Source organism: Pantoea sp. SO10 (genome assembly GCF_005281435.1).
In the GTDB taxonomy this organism is placed as follows: Bacteria; Pseudomonadota; Gammaproteobacteria; order Enterobacterales; family Enterobacteriaceae; genus Pantoea; species Pantoea leporis.
Genome location: NZ_CP040095.1, coordinates 94,921 through 116,372, shown reverse-complemented (window position 1 = coordinate 116,372; position 21,452 = coordinate 94,921). Strand labels below are relative to the sequence as shown.

Annotated in this window: 18 protein-coding genes, 1 tRNA gene and 1 riboswitch; of the genes, 7 read left to right on the top strand and 12 right to left on the bottom strand. The window is 56.6% G+C overall.

All coding sequences use genetic code 11. The features are described from left to right. Positions 1–110: 110 nt before the first annotated feature. The 5 genes from dppA to FCN45_RS00525 form a co-directional block, all read right to left on the bottom strand. A complete protein-coding gene (gene dppA / locus FCN45_RS00545) occupies positions 111–1,721 on the bottom strand; it encodes a dipeptide ABC transporter periplasmic-binding protein DppA (RefSeq protein ID WP_137384883.1) in 1,611 nt (536 codons plus the stop codon). Between the two features lie 957 nt (positions 1,722–2,678). Further along, positions 2,679–2,755 (bottom strand) — tRNA-Pro (locus tag FCN45_RS00540). Positions 2,756–2,858: 103 nt separating this feature from the next. Then, entirely contained in the window at positions 2,859–4,550 is a 1,692-nt protein-coding gene (eptB, locus tag FCN45_RS00535) for a kdo(2)-lipid A phosphoethanolamine 7''-transferase (RefSeq protein ID WP_137384882.1), read from the bottom strand. A gap of 269 nt (positions 4,551–4,819) precedes the next feature. Continuing rightward, positions 4,820–5,248 carry an organic hydroperoxide resistance protein gene (locus tag FCN45_RS00530; protein WP_101763806.1) on the bottom strand — a complete coding sequence of 143 codons (429 nt, stop codon included), beginning with the start codon at positions 5,246–5,248 and terminating at the stop codon, positions 4,820–4,822. A 99-nt stretch (positions 5,249–5,347) separates the two neighbouring features. Next, positions 5,348–5,812: a MarR family winged helix-turn-helix transcriptional regulator gene (locus tag FCN45_RS00525; RefSeq protein WP_137384881.1), complete on the bottom strand. Its 465-nt coding sequence runs from the start codon at positions 5,810–5,812 to the stop codon at positions 5,348–5,350. 62 nt (positions 5,813–5,874) lie between these two features. Here FCN45_RS00525 and FCN45_RS00520 point away from each other — a divergent pair, with 62 nt between their 5' ends. Then, positions 5,875–6,468 carry an HD domain-containing protein gene (locus tag FCN45_RS00520; RefSeq protein WP_110867889.1) on the top strand — a complete coding sequence of 198 codons (594 nt, stop codon included), beginning with the start codon at positions 5,875–5,877 and terminating at the stop codon, positions 6,466–6,468. A gap of 43 nt (positions 6,469–6,511) precedes the next feature. On the opposite strand, the gene FCN45_RS00515 is transcribed toward FCN45_RS00520, so the two are convergent. The 7 genes from FCN45_RS00515 to FCN45_RS00485 form a co-directional block, all read right to left on the bottom strand. Next, positions 6,512–6,808, bottom strand: coding sequence for an HTH-type transcriptional regulator (locus FCN45_RS00515; RefSeq protein WP_008104629.1), 297 nt, complete (start codon positions 6,806–6,808; stop codon positions 6,512–6,514). Between the two features lie 247 nt (positions 6,809–7,055). Beyond that, positions 7,056–10,655 carry an urea carboxylase gene (uca, locus tag FCN45_RS00510; protein WP_137384880.1) on the bottom strand — a complete coding sequence of 1,200 codons (3,600 nt, stop codon included), beginning with the start codon at positions 10,653–10,655 and terminating at the stop codon, positions 7,056–7,058. Between the two features lie 79 nt (positions 10,656–10,734). Further along, the gene (locus FCN45_RS00505) at positions 10,735–11,370 is read right to left on the bottom strand and encodes an urea amidolyase associated protein UAAP2 (RefSeq protein ID WP_101763810.1); all 636 of its coding nucleotides are present in this window, start codon (positions 11,368–11,370) and stop codon (positions 10,735–10,737) included. Further along, positions 11,370–12,077, bottom strand: coding sequence for an urea amidolyase associated protein UAAP1 (locus tag FCN45_RS00500; RefSeq protein ID WP_137384879.1), 708 nt, complete (start codon positions 12,075–12,077; stop codon positions 11,370–11,372). The genes FCN45_RS00505 and FCN45_RS00500 overlap by 1 nt, the downstream gene beginning before the upstream one ends. An 11-nt stretch (positions 12,078–12,088) precedes the next feature. Further along, positions 12,089–12,835 (bottom strand): ABC transporter ATP-binding protein, encoded by a 747-nt coding sequence (locus FCN45_RS00495; protein WP_137384878.1) that lies wholly within the window; start codon positions 12,833–12,835, stop codon positions 12,089–12,091. A 10-nt stretch (positions 12,836–12,845) separates the two neighbouring features. Next, positions 12,846–13,658, bottom strand: coding sequence for an ABC transporter permease (locus tag FCN45_RS00490; RefSeq protein WP_137384877.1), 813 nt, complete (start codon positions 13,656–13,658; stop codon positions 12,846–12,848). A 14-nt stretch (positions 13,659–13,672) separates the two neighbouring features. Then, a complete protein-coding gene (locus FCN45_RS00485) occupies positions 13,673–14,731 on the bottom strand; it encodes a putative urea ABC transporter substrate-binding protein (protein WP_137384876.1) in 1,059 nt (352 codons plus the stop codon). 63 nt (positions 14,732–14,794) lie between these two features. Further along, positions 14,795–14,889, bottom strand: a riboswitch (guanidine-I (ykkC/yxkD leader). Between the two features lie 407 nt (positions 14,890–15,296). Between FCN45_RS00485 and FCN45_RS00480 the strand changes: the two genes are divergently transcribed. From FCN45_RS00480 to FCN45_RS00455, 6 genes are read left to right on the top strand one after another with little or no spacing between them, the layout of a single operon-like run. Beyond that, positions 15,297–16,019 (top strand): FadR/GntR family transcriptional regulator, encoded by a 723-nt coding sequence (locus tag FCN45_RS00480; RefSeq protein WP_110867883.1) that lies wholly within the window; start codon positions 15,297–15,299, stop codon positions 16,017–16,019. After that, positions 16,016–17,011 (top strand): ABC transporter ATP-binding protein, encoded by a 996-nt coding sequence (locus tag FCN45_RS00475; protein ID WP_137384875.1) that lies wholly within the window; start codon positions 16,016–16,018, stop codon positions 17,009–17,011. The genes FCN45_RS00480 and FCN45_RS00475 overlap by 4 nt, the downstream gene beginning before the upstream one ends. After that, positions 17,008–18,069: an ABC transporter ATP-binding protein gene (locus FCN45_RS00470; protein ID WP_101763817.1), complete on the top strand. Its 1,062-nt coding sequence runs from the start codon at positions 17,008–17,010 to the stop codon at positions 18,067–18,069. The genes FCN45_RS00475 and FCN45_RS00470 overlap by 4 nt, the downstream gene beginning before the upstream one ends. 16 nt (positions 18,070–18,085) lie before the next feature. Further along, the gene (locus tag FCN45_RS00465; RefSeq protein WP_137384874.1) at positions 18,086–19,603 is read left to right on the top strand and encodes an ABC transporter substrate-binding protein; all 1,518 of its coding nucleotides are present in this window, start codon (positions 18,086–18,088) and stop codon (positions 19,601–19,603) included. Positions 19,604–19,620: 17 nt separating this feature from the next. Continuing rightward, the gene (locus FCN45_RS00460; RefSeq protein WP_137384873.1) at positions 19,621–20,562 is read left to right on the top strand and encodes an ABC transporter permease; all 942 of its coding nucleotides are present in this window, start codon (positions 19,621–19,623) and stop codon (positions 20,560–20,562) included. Between the two features lie 2 nt (positions 20,563–20,564). Next, a complete protein-coding gene (locus tag FCN45_RS00455) occupies positions 20,565–21,446 on the top strand; it encodes an ABC transporter permease (RefSeq protein WP_101763820.1) in 882 nt (293 codons plus the stop codon). Positions 21,447–21,452 lie beyond the last annotated feature (6 nt).

Below are 21,452 nucleotides of genomic sequence, written 5' to 3'. Positions count from 1 at the left end.
AAGAAGCGCTTCATTAGTAGAATTTGCCGGAAAAAAAGAGCGGAGTACGGGCGGCGAAGGTGCCGCCCGAGGGCCAGCAATGCTGGCCCTGACCGCGATAATCCGAAAGGTTATTCCTGGATATCGACGTTTTCGAAGTGATGTTTACCTAATGGATCAACCACATAACCAGAGACTTTCTTACTCACTGGCTCGTAGACGGTTGAGTGAGCGATGATCAGCGCTGGAGCCTGGTCATGCATCACTACCTGAGCCTGTTTGTACAGTTCAATACGTTTGTTGTGATCGGCTTCAGCACGGGCTGGCTGAATCAGATCTTCAAACGGCTTGTAGCACCAACGTGAGTAGTTAGAACCGTCTTTCGCCGCTGCACAACTGAACAGCGTGGCGAAGAAGTTATCCGGATCCCCATTATCACCGGTCCAGCCCATCATCACGGTCTGGTGTTCACCGGCTTTCGCGCGCTTCAGGTACTCGCCCCATTCGAAGGTGACGATTTTGGCTTTCACGCCAATTTTCGCCCAGTCAGCCTGAACCATTTCCGCCATGCGACGTGCGTTCGGGTTGTATGGACGCTGAACCGGCATTGCCCACAGGTCGATGGAGAAACCATCCGCCATGCCTGCTTCTTTCAGCAGCGCTTTGGCTTTCTCAGGATCGTAAGCGTAATCTTTGATGTCGTCGTTGTAGCCCCACATGGTGGGTGGGATCAGGTTTTTCGCGGCCTGGCCAGCGCCCTGATAAACGGCATCAATGATGGCTTGTTTGTTCACCGCCATGGTCAGTGCCTGACGCACCTTCACGTTATCCAGCGGCTTTTTCTCGGTGTTGAACGACAGGTAACCGACGTTCAAACCAGGCTGCTCCATCAGGTTAATTTTGTCGTCTTTCTTCATGCTGGCGATGTCGGCCGGGTTCGGGTATGGCATGACCTGGCACTCGCCTTTCTGCAGTTTCGCATAACGCACAGAGGCATCTGGCGTGATGGAGAACACTAAGCGATCAATCTTCGGCTTAGTGCCCCAGAAGTCTGGGTTAGCTTTATACAGAATGCGCGAGTCTTTCTGATACTGCTGCAGTACAAACGGACCGGTGCCCACTGGATTGAGGTCCAGCTTCTCAGGCGTGCCCGCTTTCAGCATATTGTCGGCGTACTCTTTTGACAGAATTGAGGCGAAGTCCATGCCGAGGTCAGCAATGAACGGCGCTTCTGGACGCGTCAGCGTGAAGCGTACGGTGTAATCGTCAACTTTTTCGATTTTGGCGATCAGCTTAGGCATGTCCATGCCTTCGAAGTATTCGTAGCTGCCGCCAGAAACACCGTGATATTTGTTGTTTTTGTCGAGCTGACGCTCGAAGGAGAACACGACGTCATCGGCATTGAAGGTGCGGGTTGGCTTGAAGTCTTTGGTGGTTTGCCACTTCACGCCCTGACGCAGGTGGAAGGTATAAGTTTTACCGTCCGCGCTGACATCCCATTTTTCTGCCAGACCTGGCTGCAGCTCGGTGGTACCGGTTTTGAACTCAACCAGACGGTTGTAGATCGGTACCGAGCTTGCGTCGTAGGTGGTGCCCGATGTGAAGAGCTGCGGGTTGAAGCCTTCCGGCGAACCTTCTGAACAATAAACGAGGGTTTTCGCCTGGACACCAGCGGCAACGGTCATAGCAATCAGGCTGAGACCGACCTTCAGCATCCTGGATTTAGCCAGGGAGTTGATCATGTTTTGCTCCATTGTGATGTGATGTTGTGTGCGTCGCCCGACCTCTGATTTTTTTATGCGGTTCGGGCAGGTCAATTAAGAGTAAGCAAAATGTGAGCGGTTATTTTTTTGTGCTGGCACCGTGGAATCTGTCAGACACGTCCTTCTCTACATTTTATTGACGCATCAATTTGTCAACAGTTGCAATGAACGTCAATACAGTGTGGGGTTATTTACATAGAGTGTGACTAAGTGCAAGCAACGATAAAAAACACCCTTCACAGCCTAAGCCAAAATTAAAAAAGGTGATAAAGCGCTCAATGCCGCGTGATTATCTGGCTATGTAGTCAAATAGCAGTGATTATCACCGCTAAAAAACACACAAAACTTATTGGTAAATGTTGAATATCTGAACGATTCTGCGTGCGTTATGACGTTCAGGCAGCGGAATGTGCTAGGGAAATGGCATAAGAAATCAGCATGATGCATAAACCGGTCATAAGAAGAATGTTTCGCGAATTAAGCGCGCGGGTTCGATTTGGCGTGGGGTACGCGGGAGTTAGTGGAGATAATGGTGAGTATTGCTGGTTTAGGGGATGGAATGGGTATATTTAGGGGTTTTGCTATTCGCTCGGTGCGTTGCTCAGGAAAGGCGGCTCGAACGCAAAGTCGGCGTGAATACGTCCCTGTAGCCTCGACCGCCGCATCCCTGCGGCGGACGCTTTGCTAAACGAGCCGCCTTCCCATCGCCAGGTTGGCTTCTGTTTTGCTGTTAAAAAAATGCAGAGGAGTTTGAAGAAGGATGGAATACAGGGCCGCGGAGTAAAGCTTCCGGCGCAGGGATGCGCCGGCAGAGCCCACAGGGATGTGTCCACGGCGACTTTACGGAGCGGCCCTGTATTTCAGCCTGATCGGCACAAGACCCAACAAATTACAGACGAAAAAAAACCTGCTTATAAAAGCAGGCTTCTTCAAAGATGGTCGGCGAGAGAGGATTCGAACCTCCGACCCACTGGTCCCAAACCAGTTGCGCTACCAAGCTGCGCTACTCGCCGATGGGGGCGCATATTACTGCGCTGCTAAAAAAGCGTCAATGCCTTTTACCGAAAACCCAACTGATCGCCTGGAAAGCAAGCAGCGGTCAACAACCCCAAAAAATCACAGCGCTTTAGCAGGCGCGGCCGCTGGTGCTGAACACCAATTATTTGCGTCTTTAATTCCGCCGTCCGGCGAGGTGTAGCCGAGGCAACCCATGATGGTGTCGAACAGCTCAACATGGCGATGGGTTTTACCCACGCGCTGCTGCGCCTGTAAACGTTCGAAGTTGCTGCGGTTGGTTGGATCTTCAAGATACTTATCAGAAGCCCACACCATCATCGGTACACGGAACTGCTCCGGTGGCGCCATCTCGCGCGGCGTACCGTGCAAGTGCATATTCTCGCTGATTGATTCACCGTGATCGGAGGCGTAGAACACAATCGCCTTCTTATCACGCAACTGATCGAGCACGCTATCCAGCATGGTATCCACGTATAAAATCGAGTTGTCGTAGGCGTTAATCAACTGCGCTTTACTGCACTTCTCATCAACGCCCATGCACTCCGGCTGATAGCGCGCGAAGTCTCGCGGATAACGTTGTGAATAAAGGTAATGCGAGCCTTTGGTGTGCAGAATCACCACGTGCTTGCCTTTCGGGAAGCGCTGTAACGATGCCTGCAACTCCGGCACTAACAGCATGTCATCGACCGCTTTGCCCTGATTACGCTTCTCTGAACCAATCTGCTCGCGGAACGAGAAGTTATTGGTGTCAGCGTTATCGTAGAACCACACTTCGCTCTGCATCGCGAACAGCTCAGAGGTGAAGCCCAGCTCTTTCAACACGGCGAAAACATTTTGTTCTTTCAACGTGCGGCCCGGATTATCCATGGTGCCGCCTTCGCGCACGAACATGCAGCGCAGCGACAGCTTGGTGGCGGTATCACAAGATTCACCACGGAACGCGACCAGGTTCTTCTCTTTCGACAGCTTCGGCGTGGTATCACGATCGTAGCCGAGCATGCCCATGTGATCCCAGCGCGTGGTTTCGCCAATCACAAACACCATATAGGTATCGTCGATGCCCGCAGGCGCGACGTAAGTAAACTCTTTTGCCGGATCGAGTAACTTCTGGCCATCCCACTCTTCATCAACTTTGGTCCAGGCGAACAGGCCTAGCGCGGCAATCCAGTTGGATGGCAGATACGAGTGCGCCACCACGCCGCCATAGCTCGGCAAATCGATGTTGGTGATCTCTTCATTCACCTTCTGCAGCTTGTCGAAATAGCGAATCGGCAGCCAGACCAGCGCCACGCTCAGCAGCATAACGGCTACCGGCTTAAGACGTTGGCCAGGCGTTTTAAGTTGTTCAATCAGTGTCTGGCTAAGCTTATTGCGCCAGATAAGCAGCAGCGGCAGCGCACTCACCAGCACCATCCACAGCACGAAATGCAGACCAATCACTTCTTTAGAGAGATCGATATCGGTGGTCATCACCGAGGCGATAATGCCGTAGCCAATCACCACGTTGAAGAACGCCATGTAATAGGCGGCGGCAACAGAGATGACCACGGTGAGTGTGGCGAGAATGCGGTAAACCCATTTGCCGCCCAGCGACAGCAAGCGCATCAGGAAGAAAGTCAGCAGTACCGCTGCCATCACTTCCGCCACTGCAGAGAGCCAGTTAGAGATATTGGATTTCGTTAAGAAGCCGTCAAAGCGGCGATAAAATATCGGTAAATTCAGTAAGATACCGAGATACAACGCAAGCAGCAGAGACAGCTTTTGCTGCGTTAAACTTTTAATATAATTCATGAAAATTTTCTATTCCCGACCTGGTGTCGTTGTATCAACCGTTATGTGACTGTTTAAAGACAGCAGAGTTCGCTAAACCGCAGTAAAAGCGTGACGCAAGATGCAGGATCGGGACGATTCCGACTGGCGAAAGGGCGATGGCGCGAAGCCGAGCAGTAGAACATTTAACCAATGGTAAGACCAGATAAATTTTCTCATCGAACCGGTTAGCGTTTTATTCAGATGTGAAAAAGGCTCCCGCAGGAGCCTGTTATCGTGAACAACATCAATTAGTTGATGATGTTCAGCGTCACGTCGATATTGCCACGCGTTGCGTTTGAGTATGGGCAAACGATGTGTGCCGCATCTACCAGCTTCTGCGCTTCAGCTGCATCCATCTCTGGCAGATGAATATTCAGTTTGGCTTCAATACCGAAACCGTTCGGGATTGGGCCAATGCCAACTTCGCCTTCAATCCACGCATCTTTCGGCATCGAAATCTTGTCGCGGCCAGCCACAAACTTCATCGCGCCGAGGAAACACGCTGAATAACCTGCAGCAAACAGCTGCTCCGGGTTAGTCACTTCGCCGCCTGCGCCGCCCATCTCTTTTGGCACGCCCAGTTTTACATCCAGCACGTTGTCGGAAGAAGTAGCACGACCATCACGACCGCCGGTAGCTTTAGCTTTTGCAGTGTAAACAACTTTTTCTAAAGACATAATAACCTCATCAATTCGCTATATAATCGCGCACTACTTATTATGCGCAAACCTGAACGTCATCTTTTGGGTTGTCGGGACAGCGACTTCCCCTGTTTATTAATTGGCGCGGTAAAGGCTATCGCGCAACTCGTCTAACTGAGCTTTCAGAGATGCCATCACCTGGTCATCGCAGGCTGTTGCGCACTGAATGGCTTCCGGAATACTTTCTGCTTTGTCACGCAACGCACGACCTTCATCGGTCAGCGTTACCACAACCTGACGCTCATCCTGACGGGAACGCTGGCGATGCAATAAACCCGCGCTCTCCAGACGTTTCAACAGCGGCGTCAGCGTGGCTGAATCAAGAAACAGCTGCTCGCCAATCTCAGAGACCGTCACATCGTCCTGACTCCACAGCACCAGCATCACCAGATATTGCGGATAGGTAATCTCCAGCTTTGATAGCAGCTGGCGATAGACTTTGTTCATCGCGAGATTCGCCGAATACAGTGCAAAGCAGAGCTGCTGATCTAACTGAAGTGGCGCCTGCTTCACTTTTTTGTCATCTTGATTACTGTTCATGGGTTTCAATATAAATAGCGCGCTAGATAATTGCAAGCGACTTTTCTCTGGGAGAGTGAAATATGCGAGATTCACTGGAAGAGCAAGCGCGCCGTTATGCCACTGAGGCGCATGCCGCTGCGGGTCAACGTCGCAAATACACTGACGAGCCTTACATTGTGCATCCGGCTGCCGTCGCCGAATTAGTGCGTAGCGTTACCGATGATGAACAGATGATTGCCGCCGCCTGGCTGCATGACACGGTAGAAGACACACCCAGCACCATTGACGATATCGAACGCCATTTCGGCCCGCGCGTGGCGGAACTGGTGGACCAGCTCACCGACAGCGCGCAGCCTGCGGCAAAAAACCGCGCCGCACGTAAGCTGGCGCATTTCCGTCATACCGCCGATGCCTCGCCCCAAGCGCAAACCATCAAGCTGGCCGACATCATCGACAACACCCGCGCCATCGTGCAGTACGATGCCGACTTTGCGCGCGTCTATCTGGTGGAAAAGCAGATTCAGATTCAGCTGTTACGCCAGGGCGATAGCCATCTTTGGCGGCAGGCAGAGCAGACCATTAAACAAGGGCTTGCGCAGTTAGCGCAACCGCCGTACAGCGTGCCGGAGAGCTGGTTCGTTAAACAGGCAGCAAAATATGGCGCCATAAATTAAAAAACCCGCCATCAAGGCGGGTTGGATCATCCCCAAAAAGGGATTACTCCAGCAGCTGGCGCCCTAAATAAGGGTTGGCCTGCAACAACTTCATCAATTTACGCGCCGTAGCGGAAGGACGTGTACGTTGCGCCTCCCAGCTTTTCACTGACGAAACGCTGACACCCATCACACGGGCAAATTCGTCAACCTGCATGCCGGTCATCTCGCGTAAACGCTGCGGCTCGGGAACTGTAGTCTGGTTGATTGAAATTTCTGATACGGATGGCTTCGCGTCACGTGTCAAAACAATCTGCTCAAGGCTGCTGAGCAACTCGACCATGGGATCTTTTAATTCCATAGAGAACTCCTTAAAAACTCACTATGAAGCACGTGAAAGTAGAGAGGTAAGCGCCACCAGGCGCTGAAACCGGACGATCAGGCTGTATCCCGAAGCGGTTTCGCATAGTTATTATCAAACCGATGCGGGACACAGCCTGTTGAGCACTGCAAAAGATGTCAGGGCAATGCAACAATAGTTCGGGTTTCTAAGTATGGGACATATCCCCGACTTTGCTGCCAGATTCCTGATTATTTTTTATTCTTTCTTATGCCACTTTTGGGTCGATCACCATAAGCAATTGACCTGCCTGCACTTGCTGCCCAGGTTGCCGCGTCAGACTATGGATTTTTCCACTGACGGGCGCGACGATCGGGATTTCCATCTTCATTGATTCGAGAATGCCGACCGTGGCCCCCGCACTGATTTCACTGCCTTCCTCCACCAGCCATTGCCACACGCTGCCCGCCACCTGGCTCTCAACGGGATGACAACCGGCTGGCACCACACTCTCTTCGGTGCTCTGCGCTTGCAGTTGGCTATCAAAGGTAAACTGCCCTTCCGCTCGCCAGCGCGCCAACTCCTCATCAAACGCCTGCTGGCGCTGCTGCTGGAAGGCATCAATCTCCTGCGCGTGCTGCGTCAGCATCGCCTGATACTCGGCGAGGCGGAATTCACCCTGTTCCACGCGTAGCGGATAATCGCCCCACGGGAAACGCTCACGAATCTGCAGCAACTCGTCGGCATCTACCGGATAAAAGCGAATTTGATCGAAGAAGCGCAGTAACCACGGCTGGGTAAACGCAGCTGTAGGGCGATCGCGGTTCCACATCTGCATAGTGCGTCCAACAAACTGATAGCCGCCCGGCCCTTCCATGCCGTACACGCACATATAAGCGCCGCCGATACCGACTGAATTTTCCGCCGTCCAGGTGCGCGCCGGATTGTATTTGGTGGTCACCAGGCGATGGCGCGGATCGAGTGGCGTAGCCACCGGCGCACCGAGATAGACATCGCCCAATCCCATGACCAAATAAGAGGCGCTAAATACGATCTCTTTTACCGATTCAATGCTATCCAGCCCATTGATGCGGCGAATAAATTCAATATTGCTTGGGCACCACGGCGCATTCGGTCTGACGGATTGGTCGTAGCGCACAATCGCTTCACGACAGGCCGCATCATCCCAGCTAAGTGGCAGCCAGACGGTGCGCGCAGGCACGGCCGCATCGGCCAGGCTACCCAATGCTAAATCAGCGTGCAATATTTGCGCCACTCGCTCACTTCTGCCACACATTTGTGCGTCATAATGAATTTGTAGCGAGCGGATGCCAGGCGTCAATTCCAGTTGCCCCGGCAGCGGGTGCGCTTCCAGCCATTGCATCAGCGCATGCACGCGAAAACGCAACGCGATATCCAGTTGCAAATCGCCATATTCCACCAGCAGAAAACGGTCGCCCGCCGCCCGAATACAGAGCGAAGGACGTTGCTCCGTTGCCGCATGATGGTGCAGAACCGGATCAATTAAGGGCAGCGCCGCGTTCACTGTAATCGGTTGAGATTGCAGTTTGATGATCTCGTCACGCTGCGCCTGCGCCAGTTGATCGGCGGTGGCAAGTTCGATCGGCTGGAACTGGATGCGATCGCCAGCTTTCAGCTGCCCCAGCTTCCACAGATCGGCTTCGATCACCGTTGCCGGACATACAAATCCTCCCAGCGATGGGCCATCCGGGCCGAGGATCACCGGCATATCGCCGGTAAAATCCACGGTGCCGAAGGCGTACGCATTGTCGTGGATGTTCGAGGGATGCATGCCCGCTTCGCCGCCATCGCTGCGTGCCCAGGTCGGTTTGGGGCCAATCAGGCGAATGCCGGTGCGGCTGGAGTTGTAGTGCACTTGCCACTCAGCGGCAAAAAATTCCGCGATGTCATCATCGGTGAAGAAGGTTGGCGCGCCATGCGGACCGTAAATCACCCGCAGCTGCCAGCTGCCGTTCAGTGACGGCAGCAAATTATCCGGCAAGCTGGCCGCTGTCAGTACCTGCGGCGCGGCGAGATGCAGCACATCACCGGCGCGCAGCGCGCGTCCGGCATGACCACCAAATTTGCCGAGGGTGAAAGTGCTGCGGCTACCCAGATAGCGCGGCGTATTGAGGCCACCGGCCAGCAGCAAATAGCTGCGGCTGCCATCTCGTACTTCGCCGAGCGTCAGCGTTTGCCCGACCTGCGCCGTCAGCCGCTGATGCATCGGTATCGTTTGTTGATCAAGCTGCGCGGCAATCGGCGCGCCGGTCAGGACAAAACTGCAGGCCTGGTTGAAGCGCAGCGTCGGGCCACGCAAGGTGATCTCCAGCCCGGCGGCCTGCGCATCATTGTCTAGCAGGCGATTACCCAGCTGGAACGCGCGGCTGTCGAACGGACCGGAAGGCGGCACGCCAACATGCCAATAACCGATGCGGCCCGGCGCATCTTGCACTGTGGTTAAGGTGCCGCCGCTGAGAATATCCAGCGTTGGCGGCTGCCACTGCAGGGTGCCGAGCGTGGCGGTGATGATGCGTCCCTGCTGCACGTCCGGCAGCGTGCACAGCTGGCGCAGCCACAGCAAATTGGTTTCGATGCCGTACAGTTCGGTGGCGGACAGCGCCTGCGCCATGCCGCCTAGCGCGCTGGTACGGTCAGCGGCATGCACGATAAGTTTCGCCAGCATCGGATCGTAAAATGGCGAAACCTCCATGCCGCTCTCAACGCTGCTGTCGATGCGCAGCGTAGCGCCCTCAATCGTAGTCGGGAACTGCACATGGCTGAGCAATCCCGCGCTGGGCTGGAACTGCTTAGCCGGATCTTCAGCGTAAAGCCGTACCTGAATGGCGTGACCTTGCGCCACCGGCTGCAAATCGGCCAGCGGCGGCAATTTTTGCTGCGCCAGTTCCACCATCCAGCGCACCAGATCGACGCTATACACCATTTCGGTGACGCCATGTTCTACCTGCAAGCGCGTGTTCACTTCGAGGAACCAGAACTGCTGGCTGGCATCGTCATAAACATATTCCACCGTGCCCGCGCTGCGATAGTTCACCGCCCGCGCCAGCCTTAAGGCGCTGGCCTGCAACTGCGCGCGCACCGCAGCGCTCAAGCCCGGTGCGGGCGTCTCTTCCAGCACCTTTTGATTGCGGCGCTGGGCCGAGCAATCACGCTCGCCGAGCGCGATGACTTCACCTGCGCCGTCGCCAAAAATCTGCACTTCGATATGGCGCGCACGCGCAATAAACTTCTCTAAAAACACGCCATCGTCGGCAAAGTTGTTGCCCGCCAGGCGCTTCACGCGGGTAAATGCCGCGTCGAGCTGTTCGGCATCGTCGCAGCGCTGCATGCCAATGCCGCCACCGCCCGCGGTGCTTTTCAACATGACCGGATAGCCAATCTGCGCCGCCATCTGCTGCGCCTCGGCCAGCGAAGACAGTAAGCCGCTGCCCGGCAGCAGCGGCACATTATTCTGTTCAGCCAGCGCACGCGCGCTGTGTTTCAGGCCAAAGGCCGCCATCTGCTCGGCGCTCGGCCCAAGAAAATGCACGCCCGCCGCTTCGCAGCGCGTGACAAACTCCGGATTTTCACTGAGAAAACCGTAGCCGGGATGCAGCGCCTGCGCGCCACTCTGCGCGGCTATCGCCAGCAATTTATCCTGATTGAGATAAGTGTCTCGCACCTGACCTTCACCGAGCGACCAGGCTTCATCCGCCAGACGCACATGGCGCGCATGACGGTCGGCTTCGGCGTATACGGCAATCGCCCGGATATTCATGGCTTGCAGGGTTCGAATAATGCGCACGGCAATCGCGCCACGGTTGGCAATTAATACGCGATCAATCATGACTGAATACTCTCGTTGCGGCAGGTCGTCCTGCGTAGCATTGACGGCAGAAAACGGGTCGTCCCGTTGCGTCAGAAAATCACCACACGCTGACTAAAATCGGCGTTGGGTTGTAACCGTTGCAGGGATTGTTGAGCTGCGGGCAGTTGGAGATCAGCACCAGCACGTTGATGTGCGCCAGCATCTCGACATATTTGCCCGGCGCAGAAATGCCGTCGGCAAAGGTCAATCCGCCATCCTGCGTCACCGGCACGTTCATGAAAAAGTTGATGTTGTGAGTAATGTCGCGACGCGTCAGGCCAAACTCCGGCTGTTCCGCCACCGCCAGCATCCAGCTATCGCGGCACGAATGCATATGGCGCTTCTCCAGGTCATAGCGCACCGTGTTGCTCTCGCATGAACAAGCGCCGCCGAGCGTGTCGTGACGGCCGCAGGTATCGGCAGTGATGGTCAGCATTGGGCGATCAAAGTTCGAGCGCAGCACGCTGCCGGCCGTCAGAAACACATTGTTTTGCCCGCGCAGCGTGTCGCTCATGCTGTAGCGTTCGGCGGTGTCATCAGCATTGAAAAACAGCGTATCGGCGGCTTGATTGCCTTCAAGATCGGTGATGCGTAGCGTTTGGCCCGCCTCGATGCGCTGCAGCCAGTAATCACCGGCATCAATTTGCTGCTGGAAGCGCGCTTCGGCTGGATTGCGCTGACTTTCAATGATCATCACATTTCTCCTTGCAGTTGATACAGCGCGTTATTGCGCAGACCGCGCTGATTCTCGTCGCGCTCGAGACACATCGCTGGCAGCGGCGCGTGTTGCGCATCCAGTTCGATCTGCACCGGCTGGCGCGGATAATCCTGCGATGCGCTGAGCGGATGCGGGCAAGTGTGCAGCAGCACCAGCGTGTCCATCGCGAAGCGTAAACGCACGCTGGCACCCGCCGCGCCCTGACGTTCCAGCTGCAAAGTGCCACTGTCGTCGGCGCGCACCTGCGCAAACAGGTTGAGGCAGGACGCGATATCGCGCTGGCCGAGCCCATATTTGGCCAGCTCGACAAGAAAACTGTCGTAGCCATTTTGATGGCGCAAATTGCGCGCCTGCTGATAGGTGCTGGCACCAAAACGCGCGGCGGTTTGTGCGGCATTCAGCGTGCCGCACACGCTTTCGTGCCAGCCGAAGCTGTCGTGTTCGATGCCGCAGAAAATACGTCCCATATCGGAATAGAGACAATGACCGGCGGTGAGGCGGAAAGTGTGCTGGCACTTCAGGGTGTCGGGCGCGTTATAGCGCTCCAGCAGGTTTTCCGGGTTGTAAAACAGCAGGCCGACGTTGGCGCCACCTTCGACATCGGTGAGGGTCAGCGCGCTGCCGCTGCGCATCACCAGCGACCAGTGTGCGCCGCTCGGCAACAAGGTTTGGTAAGGCTTCATGGTTTTCTCCTTTAGGCGACCTGCGGTTCGGATGGCTGTGCGCGATCCAGCGGCAGGTCGTAAGTGATGGTCGCGCCCCAGGCTTCAGGCGCGTGCGGATCGTGGCGCAGCTTGTCGAACACCAGCAGACGCGATGCAAGGCTAAATCCCTCTTTCAAATCGTGGGTGATCATGAAAATGGTCAGGTTATGCTGCTGCCACAAACGGGTGATCAGTTGGTGCATCTCGCTACGGATGCCGGGATCGAGTGCGCCGAAGGGTTCATCGAGCAGCAGAATGCGCGGCTGCTTCATCAGCGCCTGCGCCAGCGCCAGACGCTGCTGCATGCCGCCCGACAGCTGATACGGATATTTATTCTGTGCCTGTTCAAGCCCGACCTGCGCCAGCATGGCCTGCGCGCGCTGGCGAATCGCCCGGCGTTTCTTTCCCCACACGCGGCCCAGCCAACGCGCACTGCTGAACTCGTCGCCCAGCATCACGTTGCCCAGCACCGTCAGATGCGGAAACACGGAATAACGCTGAAACACCACGCCGCGATGCGCATCCGGTTCGTCGGGGATAGGTTCGCCATCCAGCAACAGCTGGCCTTTGCTGGGCGCTTCAGTGCCGAGCAGCATATTCAGGAAGGTGGTTTTGCCGCAGCCGGACGCACCGACAATCGCCACAAACTCGCCCTCTTCAACCTCGATGTTGAGGCGCTCCAGCACCACTTGCTGGCCGTAATGTTTCTCAAGGTTTTTCAGCTGCAGTAACGGCATCGCTCGCCCCTTATTTCGCGTGATACCACGGCCAGCAGCGACGGCTAATCAGCCGCAGCAACAGGTCGAGCAGGAAGGCCAGCAGCGCGATCCACGCCACGTAGGGTAGAATCACATCCATTGCCAGATAACGCCGCATCAGGAAGATGCGATACCCCAGGCCTTCCGTGGCGGCGATGGCTTCGGCGGCAATCAGAAATAGCCACGCCGACGCCAGCGACAGCCGTACCGCATCCAACAGCCGCGGCATCAGCTGCGGCAGGATCACGCGCCATAAAATCTGCGCGCTGTGCGCGCCGAGCGTCTGCGCTTTTACCAGCTGCTCGCGCGGGATCTTCTGCACCTGCAGCTGCAAATCGCGGGCAATCAGCGGCGTAATGCCGATGACAATCAGCACCACTTTCGATACTTCGCCGAGACCAAAACAGATAAACAGAATCGGCAGAATCGCCAGCGGCGGCACCAACGCAAACAGCGTCACCAGCGGCGCCAGCACCGCACGCACCACCGGCAGCGCGCCGGTGAACAGACCCAGCGCCAGCGCCAATAGCGCGCTGATCGCCACACCACACAGCAAACGCAGCAAACTGGCGGCGGTATCGCTCCACAACAGATATTCGCCGGTGCGCGGGCTGGGCTGAAACGCCATGCGGCTGATGGCGTCGCCCATGGCGTTAAAGCCCGGCAACAGCTTGTCTGCCGCATTCAGACTGAGACGCGCCTCCGACGCGAACAGATACACCAGCAGCAGCGCCAGCTGCGGCAGAATGCCCAGCAGCAAGCGCCCCAGCGGCAGCGGTTGGTAGTTGATCAACTTACGCATCGGCATCGCCTCGCTTACAGCTGCCCGGCGGCGGCCATTTTGGTGTACTCATCGGTGAAGCGCAGTTTGAGGTTACCCGCATCGCCCCAATTGCCCGCAGGCGTTGCCACGCCAACCACATCGGCGCTCGGCGCGCCCTCGCCCAGCAAACCGTGCTTAAACGAGAACTCGGCGACCATCTGCATGGTGGCTTTGAGCTGTGGGCTTTGGACGAAATCGAGGGTGGTTTTGGCATCGCTAAACAGATGCGTGGCGGCCAGCTGCTGGTCAAAGCCCGCCAGATCGGTGCCGGAAGCCTGCGCCATTTGTGTACGTGCCGCTTTAGCGCTGTCGGTTGGGCCGGACATGGTTTTCAACGTTTCATACCATGCGCCGGTCAGCGCTTTGCCGAGCTGCGGATACTTCTGCAGCGTGGCGCTGTTGACCACCAGCAGATCGAGGATTTCGCCAGGAATTTGCGCGGAAGAGAAAATCAGATGGCTGTTCGGCTGCTTCTCCGCTTCGGCGAGCAGCGGATTCCAGGTAACGATAGCGTTGACGTCGGCAGTGCCGAACGCCGCCACCAAATCGGCATCGGCGGTGTTCACCACTTTGACGTCTTTCTCGCTCATGCCGGATTTCTCCAGCGCCCGCGCCAGCAGGTAATGCGAAACCGAGAGTTCGACCAGATTGATCGGCTTGCCTTTCAGCGCTGAGAGGTTGCCCGCGCCTTTTAGCAGAATGCCGTCGTTACCGTTGGAGTAATCGCCGACGATCAGCGCCGTGCTATCCACGCCGCCGGTGGCCGGAATGGTCAGCGCATCCATGTTGGTCATGGTGCAACCAGCAAAACCCCCGGCGGTGTATTGATTCACCGACTCGATATAGTCGTTAACCTGCACAAACTGGATATCGATGCCGTATCTGTCAGCCCATTTTTTGACGATGCCGCTCTGCTGCGCGTAATCCCACGGCATCCAGCCCGCGTAGATCGACCAGCAAATCTTAAAGGAGGGTTTGTCGGCGGCCAGCGTGTTGACGCTGAACAGCGTGATGGTGCAAAGCAACAGCAGGCGAAGGCAGGCTTTGATCATGATGGTTCCTCTGGCGTTAACGGACGAAAAAAAAGCAGGAGGCGGCGAGCAACGTTCTCGCTTTCCTCCCGGGCTTTTTTCCCGCCGTGTAACCGTCAGAGGACGGTCGGTCACTCTCGGACCAGCATCTTTCGACCGGAACCCTAGTGACCCATTGCAAATTGTCTGGCGACCTCGGTTGCCCGCTATCGCTCCTGCATCTGCGTTAACACATACAAAATAGATGCCAAGGTTATATCCCGCTGAAAACCATCGGTTATTAACTCACCGCGCGTCGCCGCACTGCTGGCATTGCACAGATAAGCAGCGCGCGCGCACCACCGTGAAGCAGCATGCCGGTGAGGACGTTGACGCTTATCGCAATTCTCAACCGGCACTGAAAAAACTTTTACTTTGCGATCATGTGGTTATTACACATTGATGACACGCCAATCCGAACCAATTAAATATTGGTTCACTTCTTGCCTACGCTAAGAAAGCTGCCGAATTCGCCTTTCATCAGCAAAAGTGCTGGATACGCGGCGATTACCGATCTTTTTCTGATGCATAAACAGGCGAACCAATCATGAATGACACGCCAGAAACCAGCCGCAACTCCAGCACCGCACTTGAGCAACTGCGCCAGCTGATTCAGCAGCAGGAGCACACGCCCGATCGCGCGCTGCCCACCGAACGTGAGTTAGCCGAGCGGTTTGGCATCGGTCGCCGTGAAATTCGCCGGGCATTAGATGTGCTGGAAGAAGAGGGCCGCATCTGGCGTAAACAGGGCAAAGGCACCTTTGTTGGGCCCTCCGCGCCAGTGCAGCCGCTGGTGCTACAGGATCTGCCGCAGCAATCGAATCTGCTTGAAGTGATGGAAGCGCGTTTACAGCTGGAGCCGGGGCTGGCAAGTCTTGCCGCCCTGCGCGCCACCAAAGAACAAATCGCCTTAATGAATCGCCTGCTGGAGCGCATGCACGCCATCACGCCGCCTGAAGATGGCGATCAGCATGAACTGTGGGACAGCGCCTTCCATCGCGCCATCGCCGAAGCGGCGGGCAATCGCCTGATGCTCGGGCTGTTTGATGCCGTCGATGCGGTGCGCCGCGATCCCGGCTGGCAGCATTTGCGGGTGCAGGCGCGTACCCCGGCACGCCTGGATAACTATGACACCCATCATCAGCGGCTGGTGATGCACATCGCCCAGCGCCAGCCCCATGAAGCGGCAGCGGCGATGCGTGAGCATCTGCTTGCGCTGCAACAGGCGCTGATGGAAACGCTCTATTCCCGTCAGGAGGAAGCGCCATGACCGCACATCCCGTTTTATCGCTACGCAATCTGCGCGTGCAGTTTCGCGGCTCGCCTGTCACGGTACTGGATGATATTTCTCTGGAGCTACAGGCGGGAGAAACGCTGGCGCTGGTCGGTGAATCGGGCTGCGGCAAAAGCATCACCTCACTCACGTTGATGGGTTTGCAGCCTGACAGTGCGCAAATCTTGCAGGGCGACATGCTGTTTGATGGCCGCGATCTGCGCCAACTCAGCAGCAGTGAATACGCCAGCCTGCGTGGCAACCAATTGGCGATGATTTTTCAGGAACCGATGACCTCGCTTAATCCAGCCTTCACGCTTGGCGATCAGCTGAGCGAAGCGGTGATGCGCCATCGCAAAGTGAGTAAGCGCCAGGCAATGGACGCGGCGCTGGCGATTCTGCAAAAAGTGCAAATTCCAGCAGCGGAACAGCGGCTGAAAGCCTATCCGCATCAGCTCTCCGGCGGCATGCGCCAGCGCGTGATGATTGCCATGGCGCTGATCAACCAGCCAAAACTGTTGATTGCCGATGAACCCACTACCGCGCTCGATGTCACCATTCAGGCGCAAATTCTGGCGCTGTTAAACACCCTAAAACAGGAAACTGGCACCGCAGTATTGATGATCACGCATGATCTCGGCGTGGTAGCGGAAGTGGCGCAGCGCGTGGCGGTGATGTATGCCGGTCAGGTGGTGGAGAGCGGCAGCGTGGAGCGTATTTTCAACGATCCGCAGCATCCGTACACCATTGGCCTGATGGGCTCAATTCCCAGCCTGAGCGCGCGTGAAGGGGCGCTGGCCACCATTCCCGGCCAGGTGCCGCTGCCGGAAAACATGCCGGCTGGCTGCCGCTTTGCCACGCGTTGCCCCTTCGCCGAAATACGCTGCCACCAGCATCGTCCGGCGTTGCGCGCACTGGCGAACGATCATCAGGTGGCCTGTTTCCGCGCTCCGTTAGAGCAACACGTCACGCTGGGAGAAAGTGCATGAAGCCGATTTTAGAGTGCCGCGATTTAAGCAAAACCTTCTCCACCGGCAACCGGCTTTTTTCACGCAATCGCGGCGTGACGGCGGTCGATCGCGTTGCGCTACAGGTGATGCCGGGCGAAACGCTGGCGATTGTCGGCGAATCCGGTTCCGGTAAATCGACGCTGGGACGTTTGCTGCTGCGTTTATTAGCCGCCAGCGCCGGCGACGTGTTCTATCAGGGTGAAAGCATCACCGATGCCAGCGGCGCGCGACTCAATCAGCTGCGTCGCGAATTGCAGATTATCTTTCAGGATCCGTTTGCCTCGCTCAATCCGCGCATGACGGTGCAGCAGATCGTGGGCGAACCTTTGTGGCTGCACGAAAAGATGAGCCGCGATCAGCGCCACGCGCGCGTCGCCGAACTGCTGCGCACCGTTGGCCTGCCTGCGGCCTGGGCCGAACGTTACCCGCACGAGTTTTCAGGCGGTCAGCGCCAACGCATTGGTATTGCTCGCGCGCTGGCCTCACAGCCGAAATTACTGCTCGGCGATGAGCCGGTTTCAGCGCTGGATGTGTCCGTGCAGGCGCAGGTGGTGAATCTGCTTGAGAGCCTGAAACAGCAGTTTGGCCTGACGATGGTGATCGTGGCGCACGGTTTGGCGGTAATCCGCCATATGAGCGATCGCGTGGCGGTGATGTATCTCGGTCAGATTGTCGAACTGGCCAGCGTCGATGAGATTTTTGATGCGCCGCTCCATCCTTATACGCAAGCGTTGATTGCCTCCGCGCCACAAATGCAGCCGGGCGTCAGTCGCACCATCCCAATGCTGCAGGGTGATTTGCCCAACCCAGCAGATCCACCTAGCGGCTGCCGTTTTCATACCCGTTGTCCCTATGCCACAGCGGAATGTCGCCAGTTTGAACCGATTAATCAGGTGCTGAGCGGCGGCCGTCAAATTGCCTGTCACCGCTGGCAGGAGATTAATCGCGATCGCAGCGTCATCACCCTTGCGCCACCTTCCGCCGCTTTTTTACGTCGCCGCGCCCTGTTTGAGCAGGCGGTGAATCAGCAAGCCTAACCTCTGGAGATACACCGTGAAGCAAGCTCGTCATACGTTATTAACCGCCCTCAGCGGTCTGTTACTGCTCGGGGCTAGCGCCCACAGCCAGGCTGACAGCGTGATTCGCATCGGCCTGGGCGCCGATCCCGACATGCTCGATCCGCATCTGGCGCGCACCTATTACGGCCGTTTTGTGTTTGCGGCCATGTGCGATCGTTTGGTCGATGTTGACCAAAACCTCAAAGTGGTACCGGGTCTCGCGACCGATTGGGCGTGGAGCGAGGACGGCAAAACGCTGACCATGAATCTGCGCAGCGGCGTGACCTTCCACGATGGCGAAAAATTTGATGCGCAAGCGGTGAAATTCAATATCGAACGTGCGCAAACGCTGCCGGGTTCGCTGCGTAAAAGTGAAATCTCCTCGATTGAAAGCGTGGAAGTGAGCGGCCCGATGCAGGTGAAGTTCCACCTGAAAAGCCCGGATGCGGCGCTGCTGAGCCAGCTGACCGACCGCGCCGGAGCCATGCTGGCACCGGAAGCGGCGAAAAAGCCCGATTTCGCCGCTCATCCGGTCTGCTCTGGCCCGTATCAGTTCGACAGCCGTGTTCAGCAGGATCGCATCGTGCTGAAGCGCTATGACAATTACTGGAATAAAGGCGCCTATCACTTCGATAAGGTGATTTTCCTGCCGATCCCGGATGCTTCAGTGCGCCTCGCAAACCTGCGTGCCGGCGATTTGGATCTCACCGAAGGCGTGGCCGCCAGCGATGTGAAAACCGTTGAAGCCGATAGCAAACTGGCGCTGGCAAAAGTCACAGGTCTTGGTTATCAGGGCATCACTTTCAATATCAACAACGGCAAAGTCGATGCTAATAGTCCGCTGAAAGATGCGCGGGTGCGTGAAGCGTTCTCACTGGCGATTGACCGTGATGCGCTGAATCAGGTGGCGTTTGAAGGCTTATATACGCCAGCCAATCAGGCGTTTTCACCGGTCAGCGCGTATCACGTCAAAACACCGATCGCACCGCGCGATGTTGAGAAAGCCAAAGCACTGCTGAAGGCTGCGGGTGTTACCACACCGCTGAATCTGACGCTGCTGGTCAGCAATAACCCGACCGCGCAGCAGGTGGGCCAGGTGATTCAGGCGATGGTCGGTGAAGCCGGTTTCAACCTCAATCTGCAAATGAGTGAGTTCGCCACCCTGTTGGATCGCCAGCAGCGCGGGGATTATCAGCTTAGTCTGTCGGGTTGGTCTGGTCGTCCGGATCCGGACGGCAGCATCTATTCGTTTATTAACAGCAAAGGCACGCTCAATGACGGCCGCTACAGCAATGCGCAGGTCGATGAGTGGCTGAATGCCGCGCGTCTCACCAACGACCAGGCACAGCGTCAGGCGCTGTACACCCAGGTGGTGAACCAACTGCAAAGCGATATGCCGATTGCGTACCTCTACTTTGAGCCACGCATTTTTGGCATGTCGAAAAAACTGCAGGGCTTCAAAGCCTGGCCGGACGGATTGGTACGTTTGGCTGGCGTAAGTCTGGCGCAGTAAACCGCTAAGGAGCGAGGATGCTGGAACTGATTGTAAAACGGCTATTGCTGGCCATTCCGACGCTGCTGCTGGTGAGCATTATGGTGTTCGCACTGCAAAAGCTGCTGCCGGGCGATCCGGTGCTGGCGATGGCGGGCGAAGAGCGCGATCCAGCGGTTATCGCCCAGCTGCGGGCGGAATATCATCTGGACGATCCGATTCCCGCGCAATATTTCGCCTGGATGGGTAATGCGCTAACCGGCGATTTGGGCATGTCGCTGCGCACCAAAGAGCCGGTGACGGCGCTGATCGCCAGCAAATTGCCGGTCACGCTGGAATTGTCATTGCTGGCGATGATTATTGCGCTGGTGATTGGCATCAGCATGGGCATCATCGCCGCGGTGCGCAAAGACAGTTGGGTCGATCACACCACCAACTTTGTCGCGCTTTCCGGGATTTCAGTGCCTCACTTCTGGCTCGGTATTCTGCTGATTCTGCTTTTCTCCGTGCACTTGCAATGGCTGCCGGCATCGGGTTTTGTACCGGTTAGCGAAGATGTGGCGCAGAACCTGAAAACGCTGCTGCTGCCAGCGCTGGTGCTCGGCACCGGACTGGCCGCCACGTTAATGCGCCACACTCGCGCTTCAATGATCGCCGTGCTGAAAGCGGATTACATTCGCACCGCACGCGCCAAAGGGCTGCTGGCAAAGAAAGTGGTGCTCAAGCATGCGTTACGTAATGCGCTGATGCCGATAGTTACTCTCACCACGCTGCTGTTTGGCGAGTTGCTGGGTGGCGCGGTGCTGACCGAGCAGGTCTTCACGCTGCCCGGCTTTGGCAAGATGATTGTCGATGCGGTATTCAACCGTGATTACGCCGTGGTGCAAGGCGTGGTGCTGGTGGTGGCGATTGGCTTCTTGCTGCTCAATCTGCTGGCCGATGTGCTCTATATGATCATTAACCCGAAAATGCGAGGCTGACCATGAGCGAGGTATTAACCGCTGGCGCACTGCCTGCAGTGGCAAAGCCGAATCGTCGGGTGCTGAAAAAGTTCCTGCGTAATAAAAGTGCGCTGATTGGTGCGGTGATTGTGCTGCTGTTTGTCGCCGTGGCGCTGCTGGCACCGTGGCTGGCACCGTTTGATCCCATCAAAGCCAATTTCCTTGCGGTGCGTAAAGCACCTACGGTGCTGCACTGGTTTGGCACCGATGAGCTGGGGCGCGATATTTTGTCTCGCCTGGTGTGGGGCGCGCGTACTTCGCTGCTGGCGGGTTGCATTTCGGTGCTGATCGCCATTCTGATTGGTGTGCCGCTTGGGTTGATTGCCGGTTACTGGCAAGGCTGGTGCGACGGCATTATTTCGCGCTTTATCGAAGCGCTGCTGGCATGCCCGTTTCTGATTCTGGCAATCGCGCTGGGAGCGTTTCTCGGCCCGAGCTTATCAAATGCAATGATTGCCATCGGTTTATCTGCGATGCCGATTTTCGCGCGCTTGACGCGCGGCCAGGTGATCGCCATTCGCCACGAAGAGTACATTGACGGCGCGCGAGCGATTGGCTTACCCGATCGCTGGATCATCCTGCGTTACGTGCTGCCTAATGTGCTATCGCCAATTCTGGTGCAGGCCACGCTGGCGATTGCTTCGGCGATCATTACCGAAGCCAGCCTCTCATTCCTTGGCCTCGGCCAGCAACCGCCCTCGCCTTCATGGGGTGCGATGCTGAATACCGCCAAAGGCTTTCTCGAACAGGCGCCGTGGATGTCGATTTTCCCCGGCCTGGCTATTTTTCTCACCGTGCAGGGCTTCAACCTGCTGGGCGACGGTTTGCGCGACGCGCTCGACCCACGTGATGACTCACACTAAGGAACG